At 40.0% G+C, this 18,356-nt stretch carries 19 protein-coding genes; 10 read left to right on the top strand and 9 right to left on the bottom strand.

Annotation, left to right across the window (positions count from 1 at the left end):
- Positions 1 to 2 precede the first annotated feature (2 nt).
- Complete coding sequence (locus tag DMZ48_RS10120; RefSeq protein WP_143955014.1) at positions 3 to 1,151, bottom strand: cysteine desulfurase family protein; 1,149 nt, start codon at positions 1,149 to 1,151, stop codon at positions 3 to 5.
- A gap of 91 nt (positions 1,152 to 1,242) precedes the next feature.
- On the opposite strand from DMZ48_RS10120, the gene DMZ48_RS10125 reads away from it, so the two are divergent.
- Positions 1,243 to 2,151, top strand: coding sequence for a hypothetical protein (locus tag DMZ48_RS10125; protein WP_143955015.1), 909 nt, complete (start codon positions 1,243 to 1,245; stop codon positions 2,149 to 2,151).
- A gap of 12 nt (positions 2,152 to 2,163) precedes the next feature.
- Here the strand turns inward: DMZ48_RS10125 and DMZ48_RS10130 are convergent, their stop codons facing one another.
- Together DMZ48_RS10130 and DMZ48_RS10135 are read right to left on the bottom strand one after the other, a co-directional pair.
- Positions 2,164 to 2,712: a Smr/MutS family protein gene (locus DMZ48_RS10130; RefSeq protein ID WP_143955016.1), complete on the bottom strand. Its 549-nt coding sequence runs from the start codon at positions 2,710 to 2,712 to the stop codon at positions 2,164 to 2,166.
- Positions 2,713 to 2,747: 35 nt separating this feature from the next.
- Entirely contained in the window at positions 2,748 to 2,936 is a 189-nt protein-coding gene (locus DMZ48_RS10135; RefSeq protein WP_143955017.1) for a hypothetical protein, read from the bottom strand.
- 109 nt (positions 2,937 to 3,045) lie between these two features.
- On the opposite strand from DMZ48_RS10135, the gene DMZ48_RS10140 reads away from it, so the two are divergent.
- Together DMZ48_RS10140 and DMZ48_RS10145 are read left to right on the top strand one after the other, a co-directional pair.
- The gene (locus DMZ48_RS10140; RefSeq protein WP_242009176.1) at positions 3,046 to 3,333 is read left to right on the top strand and encodes a DUF2752 domain-containing protein; all 288 of its coding nucleotides are present in this window, start codon (positions 3,046 to 3,048) and stop codon (positions 3,331 to 3,333) included.
- Between the two features lie 10 nt (positions 3,334 to 3,343).
- Positions 3,344 to 3,682, top strand: a complete 339-nt coding sequence (locus DMZ48_RS10145) for a CCC motif membrane protein (protein WP_143955018.1) — start codon at positions 3,344 to 3,346, stop codon at positions 3,680 to 3,682.
- Positions 3,683 to 3,749: 67 nt separating this feature from the next.
- Here the strand turns inward: DMZ48_RS10145 and DMZ48_RS10150 are convergent, their stop codons facing one another.
- Positions 3,750 to 4,202, bottom strand: a complete 453-nt coding sequence (locus tag DMZ48_RS10150; RefSeq protein ID WP_143955019.1) for a DUF5362 family protein — start codon at positions 4,200 to 4,202, stop codon at positions 3,750 to 3,752.
- A 79-nt stretch (positions 4,203 to 4,281) separates the two neighbouring features.
- The gene (gene rocD, locus DMZ48_RS10155; protein ID WP_143955020.1) at positions 4,282 to 5,526 is read right to left on the bottom strand and encodes an ornithine--oxo-acid transaminase; all 1,245 of its coding nucleotides are present in this window, start codon (positions 5,524 to 5,526) and stop codon (positions 4,282 to 4,284) included.
- 156 nt (positions 5,527 to 5,682) lie between these two features.
- On the opposite strand from rocD, the gene rlmD reads away from it, so the two are divergent.
- From rlmD to DMZ48_RS10170, 3 genes are read left to right on the top strand one after another with little or no spacing between them, the layout of a single operon-like run.
- On the top strand, positions 5,683 to 7,095 hold the full coding sequence (gene rlmD / locus DMZ48_RS10160) for a 23S rRNA (uracil(1939)-C(5))-methyltransferase RlmD (protein ID WP_143955021.1): 1,413 nt from the start codon (positions 5,683 to 5,685) through the stop codon (positions 7,093 to 7,095).
- A gap of 10 nt (positions 7,096 to 7,105) precedes the next feature.
- Positions 7,106 to 7,630, top strand: a complete 525-nt coding sequence (locus DMZ48_RS10165; RefSeq protein WP_143955022.1) for a DUF6452 family protein — start codon at positions 7,106 to 7,108, stop codon at positions 7,628 to 7,630.
- Positions 7,611 to 8,378 (top strand): DUF6048 family protein, encoded by a 768-nt coding sequence (locus DMZ48_RS10170; protein WP_143955023.1) that lies wholly within the window; start codon positions 7,611 to 7,613, stop codon positions 8,376 to 8,378. Before DMZ48_RS10165 ends, DMZ48_RS10170 begins: the two co-directional genes overlap by 20 nt.
- 2 nt (positions 8,379 to 8,380) lie before the next feature.
- On the opposite strand, the gene DMZ48_RS10175 is transcribed toward DMZ48_RS10170, so the two are convergent.
- Positions 8,381 to 8,611, bottom strand: a complete 231-nt coding sequence (locus DMZ48_RS10175) for a hypothetical protein (RefSeq protein ID WP_143955024.1) — start codon at positions 8,609 to 8,611, stop codon at positions 8,381 to 8,383.
- Between the two features lie 24 nt (positions 8,612 to 8,635).
- Complete coding sequence (locus DMZ48_RS10180) at positions 8,636 to 9,793, bottom strand: THUMP domain-containing class I SAM-dependent RNA methyltransferase (protein ID WP_143955025.1); 1,158 nt, start codon at positions 9,791 to 9,793, stop codon at positions 8,636 to 8,638.
- A 165-nt stretch (positions 9,794 to 9,958) separates the two neighbouring features.
- Here DMZ48_RS10180 and DMZ48_RS10185 point away from each other — a divergent pair, with 165 nt between their 5' ends.
- The 4 genes from DMZ48_RS10185 (at position 9,959) to DMZ48_RS10200 (ending at position 15,664) form a co-directional block, all read left to right on the top strand.
- Positions 9,959 to 10,648, top strand: a complete 690-nt coding sequence (locus tag DMZ48_RS10185) for a ZIP family metal transporter (RefSeq protein WP_143955056.1) — start codon at positions 9,959 to 9,961, stop codon at positions 10,646 to 10,648.
- Between the two features lies 1 nt (position 10,649).
- Positions 10,650 to 11,078: a DUF4268 domain-containing protein gene (locus DMZ48_RS10190; RefSeq protein WP_143955026.1), complete on the top strand. Its 429-nt coding sequence runs from the start codon at positions 10,650 to 10,652 to the stop codon at positions 11,076 to 11,078.
- Between the two features lie 137 nt (positions 11,079 to 11,215).
- On the top strand, positions 11,216 to 13,384 hold the full coding sequence (locus tag DMZ48_RS10195; protein ID WP_143955027.1) for an Ig-like domain-containing protein: 2,169 nt from the start codon (positions 11,216 to 11,218) through the stop codon (positions 13,382 to 13,384).
- 117 nt (positions 13,385 to 13,501) lie between these two features.
- Positions 13,502 to 15,664 carry an Ig-like domain-containing protein gene (locus tag DMZ48_RS10200; protein ID WP_143955028.1) on the top strand — a complete coding sequence of 721 codons (2,163 nt, stop codon included), beginning with the start codon at positions 13,502 to 13,504 and terminating at the stop codon, positions 15,662 to 15,664.
- A gap of 101 nt (positions 15,665 to 15,765) precedes the next feature.
- Here the strand turns inward: DMZ48_RS10200 and DMZ48_RS10205 are convergent, their stop codons facing one another.
- Both DMZ48_RS10205 and DMZ48_RS10210 read right to left on the bottom strand, forming a co-directional pair.
- Positions 15,766 to 17,265, bottom strand: coding sequence for a class I adenylate-forming enzyme family protein (locus tag DMZ48_RS10205; protein ID WP_143955029.1), 1,500 nt, complete (start codon positions 17,263 to 17,265; stop codon positions 15,766 to 15,768).
- Positions 17,266 to 17,279: 14 nt separating this feature from the next.
- The gene (locus tag DMZ48_RS10210; RefSeq protein ID WP_143955030.1) at positions 17,280 to 18,266 is read right to left on the bottom strand and encodes a 3-oxoacyl-ACP synthase III family protein; all 987 of its coding nucleotides are present in this window, start codon (positions 18,264 to 18,266) and stop codon (positions 17,280 to 17,282) included.
- Between the last annotated feature and the right edge of the window lie 90 nt (positions 18,267 to 18,356).

Raw genomic sequence — 18,356 nt, forward strand, 5'->3', positions numbered from 1 at the left:
TTTCAGGATTCACCATATTCCTTTAGAACCTCAACAACGGTATCCAATTCTTCTTTGGTATTATACCTGGAAAAGGAAAATCGAACTGAAGGTTTTTTCATTTCCGTCTCATCCAACATTTCCTGTAACACATGAGACCCTAAACTACTTCCGCTTTGACAAGCACTACCTCTGGAACAAGCGATACCTTTCAGATCGAGCTGAAACAATAAAAGGGAGGCCTTATCTTCAGAAAAAGGCAATCGAACATTTACCACATTGTAGGTGCTCAATTCCGGATCTGCTCCTCCTCCATTGATGATTGTTCCCGGAATAGCATTAGTCAGCGCTTCAATAAAGTAACTTTTCAAACCGGAAATATAGGCTTGTTCCTCTTCGAGATTCGCATAAGCCTGTATCAATGCCTCTTCCAGTCCGATGATATTATGATAAGATTCAGTACCTGCCCTCATCCCACGCTCTTGTTCACCTCCAAGAATTAACGGATTAATTCCGATACCTTTACGAATGAACGCAAACCCGACCCCTTTTGGTCCATGAAATTTGTGGGCAGCGGCGGTTATAAAATCCACTGGAGTAGTACTGAGATCCAGTTCCCAATGACCCACCGACTGCACCGTATCTGAATGGAAATATGCATTATGCTCCTTACAGATCTTGCTGAAGGCTTCCAGGTCTATTCTGTTTCCGGTTTCGTTATTGATATGCATAAGACTCACAAGTGCTGGCCCCTCCGAATCGCTTAATATCTCCTTTAATGAGTCCGGGTCTGCACTACCTAACGAATTCAATGCCACATAGGAGATACGTGTTCCGAACTGCTTACTCAAAGCTTCGAGTGTATGAAGCACAGCATGATGTTCAGTTTTGGCACTTATAATATGCTTCACTCCAAGGTCTCTGACAGCAGCGACCAATATCATATTATCGGCTTCAGTTCCTCCGGAAGTGAATATAATCTCCGCAGGAGACACCTTAAACTGCCTGGCGATGGTTTTCCTGGCTTTTTCGATCTGAGCCTTGGCGGCTCTACCAAAACTATGGGTAGAAGAAGGGTTTCCATAACATTCTTCCATGCCTTTCACCATTCTTTCCAGTACTTCAGGACGAATTCTTGTAGTCGCTGCGTTATCGAGATAAATATTTTGCATAGGGGCAAAATTACTTGAAATAAAATTATCAGCAATAAATTTCGTTATCCATAGGGATATCTTACTTTTGCTCTGGAAGAAAATTAAAGGGATGAAAAAAATCTTTCTGTCACTATCACTGTTATTCTTTGTTGCTTGTAACGACGGGGATTTCACCATTGAACAATTAAACTTTGATGACGCTCCGGTTGAGACCCCCTGTGGAAGTCTCCTTTTATTTAAGATCGGAGATGGTGATAATGAGGCCTTAATGATAGAACTTCAGGGAGAGAGCACCGACATTTTCACTTCCCTACCTTCCGAAGGCAATACAAGAACCTATACGATCGATAACAGCAGCGTAAAGGTACTTTACAGAATATTTGACGGAGATGTATCTACTTCTTACTTCTGTAATGATGTACCTGCTACTACCCCTAAACTCTCTGAAGAATGGTATGCAACGGGTGGAACCATTCAAATCGTTACCAGTTTGGTGGAAGATGATGATGATGGCTTACCAGCCAGTATGGAAGGAGCGGTTTACAATGAGGACGGATCGATCGACTGGGAAAATTCCCAGGATACCGACGGAGATGGCATTCCCGATTGTCTTGATATCGATGATGACGGTGACAACGTACTCACGGAAGACGAATATACAATCGTAGATAATGAGTTGGTGTTAACGGATACCGACAATGACGGAATCCCTAACTATCTGGACACCGATGATGATGGTGACGGTGTTGATTCAAGACTGGAAGATCTCAACGGAAACAATAACCCTGCCGATGACATTCAAACCGGAAACACCGAGCCAAACTACCTCATCAGTTCCTTAACCGATATTACTTCTCAAACCATCGGCAGAAGAACTCACAGGTATATCGTTACGTATACTAATGAAATAAGTATCATAGACGGGTTCCAACTGATCAGTGATGATAAGAAAGTAAAGTACGACGTGCCGAGTTATGAATTCGGAACTTATGAGATTTCGACGACCGTTACCGAATAGATCTTAGTTCAACTATAACCGGGTGTTCTGTGGAATATAAACCTCGGTGGCACCTAAACCGTATTTCTGATAATCTGCATCATACCAGGAAAGTCCTTCATATCTTGAAAAAAGGTATTCCAATTCGGTACGCAGTACACCTTCCCCTACGCCATGAATAAAAACCACCCGCTGAATTCGTTTGGATATTGCGAAGTCCAGTTTTCTTTTAGCGGTGTCCACCTGCAGTATAAGCATATCGTGATTCGCGAGATTTCTATACTCATTAGTGAGCTTGTGGATATGCAGATCGACCTCCATAGGAGGTTGAGTCTTATCCCTTTTTACAGAGGTCTTTCGCTTTTTCAAACCCTGCTGCTTATCTTTCAACGCACGATAAGCCTCTAAATTACTAACCTCCATAATTCCGTCATTCGGCAGCAATATCAACTCTCCCGGACTAAGTCGAAGGTCGAAACCATCCTCTGTAGTGACCAGTACCTCACCCCCGACAACACCGGTTACCACACCTTTGAGTTGATCATCTATTGTTTCTACCCTGTCTCCCGACTTAAATGCCATATCCTGAATTTTTTAAGAATCTAATAAGGGAAGTCTTACTCCTGATCAGCCTTCCTGTTATCTTTGGGATTATCCTTTACCCATAATTGAGTAGATCGATAGAGTCCGAACATCATCAAAACAAAGCCAAGAATTTTCAGGTAGATATGATAAGCCTCTTCATTATCGAAAGTAAAAACAAGAATCGCTCCGGCTATCACACAAAGTATAGAAATAATCTTCATTATATGAGTTTTTGTTAAAATTCCGGTAACTTTAACCGGGCTACAAAAATAAGACTTTGTAACCAGAGGGAAGTCTGAAGCGAAAAAATAATCTGAAATCAACTGAAAGATGCTATTAGTCGATAGATTTATGCTCCCCTGTCTCAACAAGAAGCTTTTTGGTGTTGAGTGTATGGGTTGTGGAATGCAAAGAGCATTCTGGCTTTTGATCGATGGTAAATTTTCAGAAGCTTTTTTCATGTATCCTGCCATATACACCCTCATCCCCCTATTTGCATTCCTGATCGTAAAAAACTTTTTAACCATAAAATACGCTAATAAAATATTGGTTATTTTAGTTACGATTAATATCGCAATAATAGCAGGCAATTACTTATTAAAACTATTAAATCACTAAATATTCAACTATGGAACAAAAAATGCCAAATACAACCCTGATCATAATTCTGGGGATCTTCGGTTATATATGTTGCTGTTTTGCCGGACTGGGAATCATCCCTTCTGTAATCGCTTTCTTTCTCTCCAGAAAGGCTGAACAGATCTATGCTGCAAACCCCGAAGTTTATCAGGATAAAAAGAGTACGATACAAGCAGGGAAGATCGTCGCTATCATCGCGGTAGTACTCAATGTGCTACTGATCGCCCGAATCATTTATAACATCGCTTCGGTAGGCTGGGATGAATGGATTCAAAATATACAAGATGCTTATCAGGAAGCTATGGAACAGGCTGCGCAGCAACAATAATATTCTCATAGTTCAAAAATAATAAAGGGGGCTTTCGCCCCCTTTATATTTAGATATGGACCTCGGCCTACATCATAGAGGCTCCGGCTAAAAATATCATCGAAAAAATAAAGATTAAGCCATATAAACTTAGCATCACAATCATAAGAATACCGACGTACTTAAATTGCTTCTTTAAAAATTCAAAACCATCCTGAAGCATCATTGAATCATTACCGTTCAGAGCTCCTTTTAATTTCTCAGAGAATTTAAACAGATAATAAACAGGAAAGAAATATATCACCGCTAGAACAAGATAGACTATTGTGAAAACGGAGCCTCCTGCAGCCATCATGGCATCGTCATAATTTGGCATGAAAGCAAAAATAGCTCCATAGAAGAACGCTAAAATAACCATCAGGCCGATTCCGATAAATCCTACGATCGCAAGGAATTTCCCCCATTTGGCTACTTCTTTTAAAAAATCGATGCTTTTATGGGTCAAAGCTAAACCTTCATTGATGTTTGGTTGGTTATCCATAGTAGATGTGTATTAATTATTATAAAAAAGCCGACTTTTCGGTCGGCTTTCAAAAATAACAGAATTTTTTAATTAAGATCTACTTTTCAAATTTTCTGAGCGTATTTGTGATGATGGATACGCAATCCATCAATTGATCTTCAGTCATTACCAATGGAGGAGCGAATCGAATGATATTTCCATGAGTTGGTTTAGCGAGTAAACCATTTTCTTTTAGGGCAAGGCATATATTCCAGGCCGTTGAACTTTCAGGATCATCATTGATCACAATTGCATTGAGCAGTCCCTTTCCCCGTACGAGTTTAGCAATACTACTGGTCTTAATATATGTATTCAATTTATCACGGAAAATAGCACCCAGTCTTTCTGCATTTCCTGCCAGATCTTCATCCAGCACCACCTGCAACGCCTCCATCGCAACGGCTGCGGCCACTGGATTTCCTCCATAAGTACTTCCGTGTTGCCCCGGCTTGATGACTTCCATAATGGAATCATTTGCCAGCACGGCGCTTACCGGGTAGGCACCGCCACTTAGTGCTTTCCCTAATACCAGCATATCTGGTTTGACCTCCTCATGATCAACTGCGAGGATTTTGCCGGTTCGCGCAATCCCGGTCTGAATCTCATCTGCGATAAACAGGATTCCATATTCTTCACAAAGAGCCTTGGCTCCCTTCAGGTAACCCGCAGAGGGCACATATACTCCCGCTTCTCCCTGAATGGGCTCCACCAGAAATCCCGCGATATGTGGGGTATTTTTAAAAACCGTTTCAAGCGCATCGAGATCATCATAAGCCACCTTAACAAATCCAGGCGTGTAAGGACCAAAATTCTTTCTGGCCTCTTCATCATTTGAGAAGGAAATGATAGTGGTTGTCCGACCATGAAAGTTATTTTCACAAACTACGATATTCGCTTTTTCTTCCGGTATACCTTTTTTCTCATAGGCCCATTTACGACAAATCTTGATCGCGGTCTCAACCGCTTCTGCTCCCGTATTCATCGGCAACAACTTATCAAAACCAAAGAATTCCGTGGCATACGCCTCAAATCTTCCCAGCATATCATTATGAAATGCTCTTGATGTGAGTGTTAGGGTCTGAGCCTGCTTTGTCATCGCTGCGACGATTCTCGGATGACAATGACCTTGATTCACCGCAGAATAGGCGGAAAGAAAATCATAATATTTCTTTCCTTCCACATCCCACATATAAACACCCTCGCCCCGGCTTAATACGACCGGTAACGGGTGATAATTGTGTGCTCCATGTTTAGCTTCAAGTGCAATTGCATCCGCTGAAGTTAACTTTTCCAATACTTGCATTGTTGTATTTTAAAAATGATACTTTACCATTCCTTCTTTAAGGAGAGAAATCATCCGTAGGAGTGCATGCAATTTACGTTTTTTTCGACGTTCCATCAAAACCGGGAACTTAAATCTCTCCCTTAAAAACTCAACAAAATACCCTATTTTTGCCGCATGTCGAGAAAGAACAAAAAACAGTATTTTGAGAAGGTGACCGTGATCGATGCGGGTGCCAAGGGAAAAGGTGTGGCAAAGGCGCCAGACGGAAGGGTTATTTTTCTTCCGCATGCTGTTCCCGGAGATGTCGTGGATGTACAGACTTTCAAGAAAAGACGGGCTTATTTTGAAGGTGAAGTGGTCAAAATACATGAAGCATCACCCCGAAGAACTGCACCGGTTTGTGTTCATTTTGGAGTATGCGGAGGGTGTAAATGGCAAAACATGGCCTATGAATCACAACTTTATTTCAAGCAAAAGGAAGTTGAGAACAATCTTCGCAGGATCGCTAAAGTGGAATTGCCGGAAATGAGTGATATCCTTGGGTCAGAAAAGCAATATTTCTACCGAAATAAAATGGAATTCTCCTTTTCAAACAACCGCTGGCTTACGCGCGCAGAGATTGAAAGCGGCGAAGATGCAGGTAGTAAAAATGCTCTTGGGTTTCATATTCCCGGCATGTGGGATAAGATTCTCGACCTGAAGGAATGTCACCTTCAGGAGGACCCATCCAATGCGATGCGTCTCGAGATCAAACGTTTTGCTGAAGAAAATGATCTCTCTTTTTTCAATACACGGGAACAATCCGGATTATTAAGAACATTGATGGTTAGAACGGCCTCCACCGGTGAGATCATGCTTTTGATCCAATTCTATGATGACGACCATGAAAAAAGGGAATTGCTGTTAAACCATATCGAAAAAACGTTTCCTGAAATAACGTCATTGCTCTATGTAATCAATCAAAAGGCCAATGATACTATCTATGATCAGGAAATAATTTGCTTCTCAGGCAGGGATCATATCTACGAAGAAATGGAAGGCCTCCGCTTTAAAATAAATGCAAAAAGCTTCTATCAAACAAATTCCGATCAGGCCTATGAACTTTATAAACTGACTCGGGAATATGCAGGATTAACCGGTGATGAACTGGTGTATGACCTGTATACCGGAACGGGAACCATCGCACAGTTCGTGGCAGCAAAAGCCAAAATGGTGATCGGTGTAGAGGCGGTGCCAGAAGCTATTGAAGATGCAAAAACCAATGCTAAAAATAACGGAATCGAAAACGTACGTTTCTATGCGGGAGATATGAAAGAAGTCTTCAATGAAGGTTTTATCGATGAGAACGGACATCCCGATGTCATTATTACAGACCCGCCGAGAGACGGTATGCATAAAGATGTTGTGGAGACTATTCTGAACATTGCACCACAGAAAGTAGTCTATGTAAGTTGTAACAGTGCAACACAGGCGAGAGATCTTGCAATGATGGATCACCTGTATCAGGTTACTCGTGTAAGACCTGTGGATATGTTCCCTCAGACCCATCACGTAGAAAATGTTGTACTTTTAGAACGAAGATCTTAATTTTAGCCTCGTGAAGAAAATTCTAGTGATCCTTTCAATTGCCGTGATTCTGTTCACGGTTATCAGTGCCTGTGAAAAAGATGATATTTGTCCGCCCGGCTCCGGAACCACACCGTTACTGGTGGTAGGCTTCTATGATATTCAGGATCAGGAAACCGAAAAAAGTGTCGTACGATTGAGAGTTGTCGGTGAAGGCCAGGATGATCCTGTGAATACCTTTACTGATAGAAGCTCCGTATCAGAGATCAGTTTACCCCTGAAAAGTTTTGAAAACTCCACCACTTTTGCGGTTATCAGTGATTCGGCGGATGACGATAATGGAGTCGAAACAGGTAATATTGATTCTATTCGATTTGATTATAATGTTCAGGAAAAATACATCTCCCGCGGATGTGGATATTCCGTGACATATACCCTTCAGGAAGTCACCTTAAACCCAGGCGGATCCGACGATGATGAATGGATCGTTTCCTATGAGTTACCCGTAAGAGACATAACACCTTTAGACACAATTCATGTTAAAATATACCATTAATATACTTTTCATATTCGTTTCCGTATTTGCTTTGGCACAGGAACAAGACAGCATTGTCACCAGTACCGGAGAGGTATATCGACAGAAATACGGATTACGGGTTGGTGTCGACCTGAGTAAACCGTTACGTTCGTTTCTCGATGACGATTATAAAGGGCTTGAACTGGTGGGAGATTTCCGAATTTCGCAAAACCTCTATGTCGCTGCTGAGCTAGGAACCGAAGACAAGATAACCCGTGAAGATTATTTCACCTTTCAAACACAGGGTAGTTATCTTAAGGCCGGGATAGACTGGAACACCTATGAGAACTGGTATGGTATGTCAAACATCATCAATCTTGGGGCTCGTTTCGGAGTCAGCACCTTTAGTCAGGACCTCCAGGAATATCAAATATATTCTGAGAATCAATATTGGAATGAAACCGGAAGCGGATTACGGGGAGAACAATTTCTTGGAGAATATAGCGGTTTATCGGCACAATGGATTGAATTCGTACTCGGCATGAAGGTAGAACTCTTCAACAACCTGTTTTTAGGGGGGAGTGTAAGACTGAACTATCTCATCAATGATGTATCTCCAAATGAATTGGACAATCTTTACATTCCCGGATTCAATAAGGTCACCGATGGAAGTAAGATCGGCGTGGGTTATAATTACACGCTAAGCTACCTTATTCCTATTTTTAAGACGAATAAGCCTGCCCCCAAAAAAGAGGAATCTGAAGAAGTTCCTGCTCGCAAGAACTGATATTATTTGATCTCGGTTACCCCTTTTTTAAAGATCCATTTCATAAATAGCTTTTCTCCCTTCATACCGTTGACGACGGTAAATTTTGGTGCAAGAAAAATGGTAAGAATACCCGAAAGAATAAAGGTGATTATATAAGGAACTGCCAAATACGTCAACAGGAAGCGAAAGATCAGATAAATAGGAATGAACACCAGAACGTTCAACAAAAGAGATTTCGTTTTCAGATTCATTTTCATCAGAATAAAGATCAGGTTTTAATTATTATATTTTGCCTTTTTACTACCCGCATAGATCTCGAACTTAAGCAAACGGCTATCCAGCTTTCCATTATAGAGATGTATCTTTCTGGAAGGACGTAAACCAACGCTTTTTATCGCTTCCAGATTGGAAGAAATGAACCAGGCCTCTGTATTTGGATACCCCTGTTTAAGGGTATCGCCAATATGTTTATAGAAATTCTCTATATCGATCTCCAGACGTTGCCCATAGGGTGGGTTGAATACCATATGAAGTTTCTCCTCTCCCTCTTTGGTACTCTCAAAGAAGTCTTGTTGATCTACAGTAATATAATTTGAGAGATTCGCATTCTTGACATTATCAAGAGCTTTGCGAACAGCAGATGGTGCTTTATCGAAAGCGCGTATCTTAAAATGGAATTCACGTGTCTTTTTCATACAACTGTCAAAGATCTTTTCAAACAGCTCTTCATCATAATCCTGCCATTTTTCGAATGCAAATTCTCTTCTATTAATGTTTGCAGGTATATTACAAGCGATCATAGCCGCTTCAATAGCCATGGTACCACTTCCACACATCGGATCCATGAAATCGCATTGTCCATCCCATCCACTTAACAGAAGAATCCCAGCTGCCAATACTTCATTAATCGGTGCCATATTGGTCGCTGTTCTGTAACCACGATGATGCAATGAGCTTCCGCTGCTATCGAAGGAAACATTACACTGATTTCCGTGAATATGAATATTGATACGCAGATCCGGATGTTTAAGATCCACATCGGGGCGTTTCCCATAACTATCCCTGAACCGGTCAACGATAGCATCCTTGGTTTTCAATGCTATATAATGGGAGTGATTGAATAATTTTGAATTCACCGTGGCATCGATCGCAAAAGTCCCGTCTACTTTCAGGTATTGTTCCCATTCGATACGATTGATACGGTTATAAAGATCCTGCTCGCTTCGGATAAAAAATGACTTCATAGGCTTCAGGATCTTGATCGCTGTACGGAGACTTAAATTAGCCTTATACATAAAGCCCAGATCTCCTTCAAAGGAAACACTTCGTATCCCTTTCTCCACATTGATCGCACCCATTTGTTTGAGTTCCTTTTCGAGGATCTCTTCCATCCCATGCATGGTCTTGGCCAGCATCTTGTAATTATTTGCCATTTAAATATCCGATTGAAACGCAAAAATACGTTAATTTAGCTGCGTGGGTAAACTTTATTTAAAAGTACAACCAATGTAATGAAGATGCTAAAGGTCCGACTACCCATCCTCAGTTTTTAAAATTTTCAAACCAGATAAACCTTTTCACAGGTACAGATCCAAATGATGAATTACCTATTACCCATATTCGCTGTTTTGGCCGGATATCTTTTTGTGATCACCTTTAAACCAAATGATCCGAAAAAATTAAAGCTATTACTGGCCTTCAGCGGAGCATTTCTTCTTTCGATTACGGTCTTTCACTTACTCCCTGAGGTCTATCACCAGCACGACCATGAACAGGAAGATTTCGCAAAAAATACAGGTATTTTTATAATGCTTGGAATTTTGCTCCAGATATTTCTTGAGTTCTTTTCCAAAGGTGCAGAGCATGGACATATGCATTTCAATAAAAATATGACGACATTCCCATGGCTCCTTTTTATCAGTCTTAGTATCCATGCCTTTCTGGAAGGTTTTCCAATTCATGATCATGATACCCTTGTATACGGGATCGTTGTTCACAAATTTCCGGTGGCTGTGATACTCAGTACTTTTTTCATCGAAGCCAAAATATCTAAGACGAAGGTTCTTTCGTTCCTGATCCTGTTTTCATTGATGACACCCGCTGGTACATGGTTGTCGGAATATGCGGTACTGCTTAAGGACTACCATCGTCAGATCACTGCTTTAGTCATCGGAATATTACTTCATATTTCTACCGTTATCCTTTTTGAAACTTCGGAAGGTCATAAGTTCAATTTTAATAAACTCATCGTGATCATGGTCGGGATCGTGGTCGCATATTTCATGTAGTATGTTCAGTAAGGAGGAATCGAAAAAACTCAGACAGGAATTCTGGATCAGCTTTGGAAAATCATTTCCACGGAAATGGGTATTGTACAATACCAAGATCAAAGATTTCAGTTTTAAATTTTATTTCGACACCAAGAAAGCCATGGTGGTTCTTGATATAGAAGATGAAGACCTGGAAAAGCGTATTCACTACTATGAAAAAATGCAGTCTCTGGAATCGGTTTTAAAAGAAAATTATCTTCCCGAAGCCATTTACGAAGACATCTATTTCCTGGACAACGGCAAGGAGATCTCAAGAATATTTGTACTGAAGGATGGCGTCTGCATTCACAACAAGAATACCTGGCAGGAAACTATGGTATTCCTGAATGAAACCATGGCCAAATTCGAAGAGTTTTTTGAAGATTTTCAGGATTTTATAAAAAATTAACCCGATTTGTTTAAGGTCTCTTCGACGAAAAAACCCTCTCAGGACTAACTAACGGTTAGTATTATATATTTTAACATATTTCATAGTGGCAGGAATATATTATCTAATATATTTATGCAAAATAATTCCTACTACTGATGAAATTAAATACTATTAAGTTTCACTTCTTATTCCTACTTTTTTTATTGATAATAGCATGCAGTGATGACGAAAAAGATACTCCTGATACTATTCCGCCAACAGTAAGTTTTGCCATTAAGGGCATCGAAAGTTCAGATTCCTCCTCCCCGGTTATCGGAACACTGCTTGAGTTAGAGGTCAATGCCGAAGACAATGTTGGCATAACCAAAACCGCTGTTTATCTCAATGATGTAAAATTAGCAGAAGGCAACAAGCAACCATTTAATTATTCACTGGATCTGAACGACGTCGCATCCAAAAAGGCTGGTCAGGAAAACAAAGGAAATACAACTTCAGCTCTTGAAGTAAGAGCTTATGACCTGGCCGGTAACGAAGGTTCCGCAAGTAAGAGTATCATCATTGATCGTGAAATTCCGACTATCTCTGGGGTAAGTATTGAAAATGACACCATACTACACGGTGACAATAATACTGTGGCGTTCATTATGCTTGATGATCAGGGAACTATTACGCCTAAAGCAACCCTCGATGGAAATGAAATTCCAGTAGAGATCAATGCAGACAAAGGAGTGCTGATCATTAATACCTCAACACTGGAAGATGGCACGCATAAACTCATGATCACTATTACGGATGCACTGGGCAATACCACTGAATATACTGTCAATTTTATTTCAGATAATACCGGACCAGAAATACTACTCGAAAACATAACTGAAGGTGCCATCCTCGACGGTCCAATTTCAATTGATCCACTTTTAACTGAAAACTTTTCTGAGGTTGACTCTGTGAAGATCTATATGAATGATAAATTGATCAGTAAACAGGCTTTCTCCGAATACGAAGCCTTTGAAATCGATCCAGAGTCACTCGATACCGGAGCGTCTACACTAACCATCCGGGTATCTGACAAATCCGGGAATTCCAGTGAATTAATAATTAACATCTCTATTAAAAGAAAATTATTCAATGTTAACATACCGGAAGATCTTTTAAATCAATATGCAGCACTATGGGTGGTCATCTCTGAAAATGACGGAAGTCTGATCTCCTACCAACAGTTGGAGACAGCCAATGAAGATATTCCTATTCATGCCCCGGGTGAATTCCCTAAGGATAAAAAATATATGGCCAATTTTTTTGCGGTTGCCTTCAACAACAGGTTGGGAGGATCCAGCATACAACAAATTGACCGTAACTCTTTCACCGAAATGAATTTTACCGTGAACAGCACAGCGGCATATACGCCACAATATTTCGAAGCTGAAGGATTTACAGAAATTGATGGCAGCATTAGAGATTATATTACCGCTACCGGTTCTGGTTACAAATTCTATGTAGACAATTCAAATGAACCCTTAAAAATAAGAATGAATAAATATAATATAGGATATACTCCCGACTATTACTATTTCCTGCTTTCTAATCGTTATAACGAATTTCTCGGTTCCTATAAGGTTTCATCGGATATAGGTGATGATTTCGTTTTAAAAAAATCAAATTTTAATAACGATAGTTACACTGGATATTATATAGAATATCCAAACAACCCGGAGGGAGGAGGTCACTCTGAAGTATATGGATTTGAAAATCTGGAAGATTATAACAATGATCACTATCATATGGTTTCACATGTTTTTTCCACAGTTGCTACAGAAACCTATAAACCAAGGATTTACTATAGTATTTTAAAAGACTTTGAATATTATTATCACGTGACTAAATGGGGTAAATATTACACCCAAAGAAAAGGTAAACCTTCAGCCCCTAATATTCCGGGATGGGAAAGCACACATAGCTTTGATGGTTCATCCCTTCAAATAAGTACTACTGGTACAGGTCATCAGATAGGTCGTGCTTCAATTAATGACGACCCTCAAAGTATCGTATTATCGATAACCTATCCAAGTAATCTAACAGATGCGATCAATTTACCAGAAATGCCTCAGGAGTTTTCATCACTACCATTCTATTCCAATTATACTTCAGGGAATCTCACCATCAGAAATACAGCCTTAGAATCAGTTGAGTCCGTAAACACTTATGAAGAGTACTTAAGTGTCATTCTTTCAAAAGACATAGCACCTAAGGATCTTAAACTGGACGCTGATATGATTCTGGAAAATGGAAATTCCACTTATTCGATAAAGGATATTGTGTTTTAATTACTGTCTGAAAATTAGGTGAGAATAACAATTAACCAGATACTACCCAATAATTAATTTAAATTATCTCAATCTTTAGTTCCGCACTTACAACCATAAATGTGATTTACAATAATTATGAAAAACATATCCTTTAAACTGATCTTCCCCCTCCTCCTAATATCAGTGATTTCCTCATGTAGCAAGGATGAAAAAGAGATACCAGACACCACTCCTCCGGAAGTGAGTTTAACCTTTATGAACATACCCGAAACCGCCGCTGGAGAAACACCTGTTGTATCTACAAAGATCGACATCGAAATAAATGCCGACGATGCCAAAGGCATAAAATTAATAGAGGTCTTTTTGAACGATGTAAAAATGGCAGAAGATGACACCCCGCCATTTAAATTCAGTATAGACCTTTCAGAGTACGAGTCGAAAACCTCTAAAATTCAGAATAAAACGCAACAGTATTACACTTTAAAAGTTACTGCTACTGATAATTCCGGAAATAAGAATTCCTGTGAATCGGAGATTATCATTGATAACAGTCTTCCAACCATCTCAGAATTTTCTTTGGAAGAAGGAACGATCATCAACGGAGACGAGTTTCCAATATCATTTAAAATGGAAGACAATCAAGGTATCACGGACTATACTATATCGCTTGATGGTAATCCCGTTGAAATCACTGTTGAGGGCTCATTATACACTCTGAATTTGAAAACCACCACAATTCAAGATGGAGAACATTCCATTTTTATAATTGCAAAGGACGCAGCAGGAAATACCGCAGAACTCCAACAAAAATTCATAGTTGACAATACAGGTCCTGAACTCGAAATCACAGGATTGACGGAGTATCAGCTCCTGGATTCTCTATTGACTTTTACTGGAAAAACTACTGATCAATATTCAGAAATTGAAAGTGTCGAACTGATCTTAAACGATACCGTTATTTTCAAACCGGAATCCTTAAATCAGTTTACCTATGAAATGGAAGCTGAGAATTACAGAACAGGAATGCATTCATTGGAAATTAAATGTACGGATGCATTGGGCAACGCATCAGTAAACTCGTATTCCATAGATGTTAAAAGAGTACTTTTCAAGCTGAAAGTTACTCCGGATTATTTTAGCAATAACAGAACAGATGCTTTGTTATTTGCTTCCAGAATGGATGGATCTCTTATCTCAGAAATGTGGTTCAATAATGGTGATGACATTACTTTGCATGCCCCGGGTGAATTCGATTCTGAGGAAGAATACATGATCACCTTCTTTGTGAAAAATCCGAATAGTGGTTTTTCGATCGCAGACAATTATACTCTTTATGGGATCACGCGAAAAGAAAAACGGCATACTGTATTCAAAAAAAGATCCCCCATGTACCCTCAGCTTAAAAAAAACTACGAATTGACAGGATTTGGAGTCAATGAAACATTCAGAAGTGGGGCGCTCGACCACAACGGTATCATGTCCGATGGTCAATTCCTTCTAAGCACCTATAAACAAACAGAGGTTGCGGAATCCGACTTTGCTTTTTTAATTCTCAATCCCTACGGCGAATATTATTATTCAAAATTGAAAAAGCCATTAGATCCCTCCAAAACCTCAATAGACCGATCAGAATTCAGTAATGAAAATGTAGATTATGCACCCGTTTCGATGCCAGGGATAAATGAAAGCCTAAGCGCTAGAATGTATGGATTTACCAATGAGACTGCATATCTGTACAATCAGTATCATCTATTATATCACAACAGTATCACTATGGGACAACTTCCCTATGTAAATGATTTTTTCAAATATCGAACAGAAATCTATCTTAGTGAATATAAATATGAACATCAAGGGCTCCCGCATGAAACCTATACATTACCCGATTGGTCATTAGAATACAATATAAATGGCAAAAACATCCAGTTAACTATTACCGGTCAGGAACACGAGATAGGAAAGGTGATTATTTCAGAATACCTCACGGAAGTTTCACAACGTTATGATTGGAAAATCGTTTTTAACAGTCAGACCAAATCCAATATTGTATTACCTGAACTTCCCGAAAGCCTTAAGGAATTTGAATTCTATTCGTTCTTTGAGAATAACACATTAAATATCTTTCAAGCTGAAATTACCGATTTTTCAGACCTAAACGGGTTTGCAGATTATCTTGATAAAATATTCACAGCTGGAGCCGAGAATCATCATTTGATTTCTGATGAAGTTAAAACACTTTATCAGGTAAATTCAGGTAAAAATGCAGGCAGATATATTGGCGAAGGTTTCCCTTTCTAGATTTATTTATATCACCTAAAATTAACCTTCCTCTATAAATAAAAAAGTTTCCTCAGTACTGAGGAAACTTTTTTATTACAAATCCACTAAACAATATCAAATCAATTTAGATTTTCAATTACTTTTTCAAGATAACTTTTCAACTTCTTACGATCGAGTTTCCCCGTATCAGATCGAGGAATTTCAGGCAAATACACCAAATGTTTAGGTATCTTGAACTTTGCGAGTTTCTCCATACAGAATTCTTTGACCGTATCTATTGTCAGGCTTGAAACACCGGTATAAAAAGCAACTCCTACTTCACCCCAACGCTCGTCTGGCATACCCATAACGACCACTTCTTCGATCTCCGAAATCTCAGATATTACTTTTTCTACCTGTACCGGATAGACATTTTCTCCTCCGCTAATAAACATATTCTTTTTACGATCAACGATAAAAATGAATCCTTCCTGGTCCATTAATGCAACATCACCTGTGCGAATCCAGTTTCCCTGTAAACAATTAGCGGTCTCTTCCGGCTTATTCCAATAACCCGGCATAACCATAGGTCCTTGTATCCAGAGTTCTCCGGGAATATCCGGCGGACATTCATCACCATGATCATCGGTAATTCTGATGGATACATAGAAATTAGGCTTGCCGATAGATCCTCTTTTGGTTTCTGCAAAATTCTGATGTAAAGAGGTCAGATTCGGTCCGGCTTCAGTAAGACCGTAGCCCTGACGAACCGGAATGCCTTTCTCATGAAATATCCGGATAAGATCTAATGGCATAGCTTCTCCGCCCACGATCATATACTTCAGTGAACTTAAATCCGAAGCACTAAATGAAGGCAGATCCACCAGCATTCTGACCATGGTCGGCACCGCCATAAAAAGATCCAGTCGCTCCTCCTCTATACAACTTAATATTGCTACAGCATCGAACTTTCTAAAAAGAATAATAGTACCTCCATGATGCAAGACTGGCGTCAGTAGTACATTCCATCCCCCTGTATGAAACAGGGGCATCGCATTTAGCGTACGTGTGTTACCGGTAATATTTAAACTTATCTCTGTATTGATACTATTCCAGAACATCATCTTATGGGTATACAACACCCCTTTTGGAAAACCTGTTGTTCCACTGGTATATAAAAGCAATACCGGATCATCTTCATGCAATGCCTCATATACAACCGAACAAGCATCCTGAGTCAGATAATTATAGATAGACTCGGTACTCATTTTAATCAGGGTACATTCCATTGCACAATTCTGTAATTTATCCTGATCAGCGATGAGCATTTTACATTCAGAATCCGTGATCATATAATTCAACTCAGCTCTCGAGAGTCTAAAATTCAAGGGAACCAGCACTACACCTGTCTTTTGCGCCAATGCCAGAAGCACTACCTGAATCACACTATTTTCAGCAAGAATTCCGATTCGGTCACCTTTGGTGAGATTAAATTCTACGGTCCATTGTGCCGCGAGTAGAACCGCTGCTGCATTTATCTGACTATAGGAATACTCAGAGCCGTTCCTCTGCTCCTGGATCGCCACCTTTTCCGGTGTTCTTTCTGCCCACTGAGCAAACCAATCAATCGTATTAATCATAAACGAATCTCTGTTTAAAGTATAAAAGCATTCGCTGCGAAGGAAAGTCCCCCACCGGAACCGATAAAGAACAAGGTATCATTCTCCCGTATCCTGCCGGCAGACCATGCTTCATGAAATGCGATCGGTATACAGGCTGAACCGGTATAACCGTATTCATGCATAACAGTATGCGCCTTATCATTGTTTACTCCTAATATACGCATGGTTTCCCAAATCGCATTGATATTGATCTGCGTGATCAGAAACTGGTCTACTTCGTGGATAGAAATCCCCATATTTTCGGCAAGGCGTTCAGCCAGCGAACTCCACATATGCGGGTTCAGTTCAGGCGGAAATTTCTTGACGAATTTCAATTGCTGATCGTGATTGATCAGTACATCTTCATCAACCGGCATATGCGTACCTCCGGCATAGATACCCATCCAGGTAGCATACTCACCTCTGGTTATCAGCGTTCCGGTTTGATAACCCTTTTTTGGCTCTTCCGTTTCGGTTAATATCACTGCTCCGGCACCATCGGCGAATAAGGTCACTGTTTTTTTATCATGTTTATTCAAATGTTTACTCATCGCATACGCTCCTATGACCAGTACATTTTTGGCTGCGCCTCCCCTGATATAATGTGAGGCTGTCTCTACTGCTGTCACAAAACCAGCGCAAGCAGAATTCAGATCAAAAGTTCCGGCATTTACTGCCTCGAGGCGATGTTGCAGGACCGAAGATGTGGAGGGAGACACGAATTCCGGAGTGTCGGTTGCCACTATAATCAGATCGATATCAGAGGCTCGCATCCCGGCATTGTCCAAAGCCTGTAATGCTGCTTCATAACAGAGATCAACCGTTGACTCTGAGGTAGCACACCAACGTCGATTGTAAATATGTACATTTTCTCTTAACCAACTATCAACATCCTCTCCAAGAAGTTCATTAAAATATGAATTTGGGATAATATTTTCAGGCACATACATGCCTGAGGCTACTATTTTTGCATTCTTCATTCATTATATTTTTAAAAGTCTGATCCTGATCTTTTCAGGATCAGACTGAAATATGTTTCATTAATCAATCCTATTAACTTTTGCAGGAGC

The sequence above is a fragment of the Robertkochia solimangrovi genome (assembly GCF_007279655.1).
GTDB lineage: Bacteria > Bacteroidota > Bacteroidia > Flavobacteriales > Flavobacteriaceae > Robertkochia > Robertkochia solimangrovi.

Bases quoted from the DNA above. Each gene is read 5' to 3' on its own strand.
- DMZ48_RS10170 (WP_143955023.1), top strand. From the start codon at position 7,611: ATGTTAAAATATACCATTAATATACTTTTCATATTCGTTTCCGTATTT.
- DMZ48_RS10210 (WP_143955030.1), bottom strand. From the start codon at position 18,266: ATGAAGAATGCAAAAATAGTAGCCTCAGGCATGTATGTGCCTGAAAAT.
- DMZ48_RS10150 (WP_143955019.1), bottom strand. From the start codon at position 4,202: ATGGATAACCAACCAAACATCAATGAAGGTTTAGCTTTGACCCATAAA.
- DMZ48_RS10130 (WP_143955016.1), bottom strand. From the start codon at position 2,712: ATGGCATTTAAGTCGGGAGACAGGGTAGAAACAATAGATGATCAACTC.
- DMZ48_RS10195 (WP_143955027.1), top strand. From the start codon at position 11,216: ATGAAATTAAATACTATTAAGTTTCACTTCTTATTCCTACTTTTTTTA.
- DMZ48_RS10205 (WP_143955029.1), bottom strand. From the start codon at position 17,265: ATGATTAATACGATTGATTGGTTTGCTCAGTGGGCAGAAAGAACACCG.
- DMZ48_RS10200 (WP_143955028.1), top strand. From the start codon at position 13,502: ATGAAAAACATATCCTTTAAACTGATCTTCCCCCTCCTCCTAATATCA.
- DMZ48_RS10120 (WP_143955014.1), bottom strand. From the start codon at position 1,151: ATGCAAAATATTTATCTCGATAACGCAGCGACTACAAGAATTCGTCCT.
- DMZ48_RS10185 (WP_143955056.1), top strand. From the start codon at position 9,959: ATGAATTACCTATTACCCATATTCGCTGTTTTGGCCGGATATCTTTTT.
- DMZ48_RS10140 (WP_242009176.1), top strand. From the start codon at position 3,046: ATGCTATTAGTCGATAGATTTATGCTCCCCTGTCTCAACAAGAAGCTT.
- rlmD (WP_143955021.1), top strand. From the start codon at position 5,683: ATGTCGAGAAAGAACAAAAAACAGTATTTTGAGAAGGTGACCGTGATC.
- DMZ48_RS10125 (WP_143955015.1), top strand. From the start codon at position 1,243: ATGAAAAAAATCTTTCTGTCACTATCACTGTTATTCTTTGTTGCTTGT.
- rocD (WP_143955020.1), bottom strand. From the start codon at position 5,526: ATGCAAGTATTGGAAAAGTTAACTTCAGCGGATGCAATTGCACTTGAA.
- DMZ48_RS10190 (WP_143955026.1), top strand. From the start codon at position 10,650: ATGTTCAGTAAGGAGGAATCGAAAAAACTCAGACAGGAATTCTGGATC.
- DMZ48_RS10175 (WP_143955024.1), bottom strand. From the start codon at position 8,611: ATGAATCTGAAAACGAAATCTCTTTTGTTGAACGTTCTGGTGTTCATT.
- DMZ48_RS10180 (WP_143955025.1), bottom strand. From the start codon at position 9,793: ATGGCAAATAATTACAAGATGCTGGCCAAGACCATGCATGGGATGGAA.
- DMZ48_RS10145 (WP_143955018.1), top strand. From the start codon at position 3,344: ATGGAACAAAAAATGCCAAATACAACCCTGATCATAATTCTGGGGATC.
- DMZ48_RS10135 (WP_143955017.1), bottom strand. From the start codon at position 2,936: ATGAAGATTATTTCTATACTTTGTGTGATAGCCGGAGCGATTCTTGTT.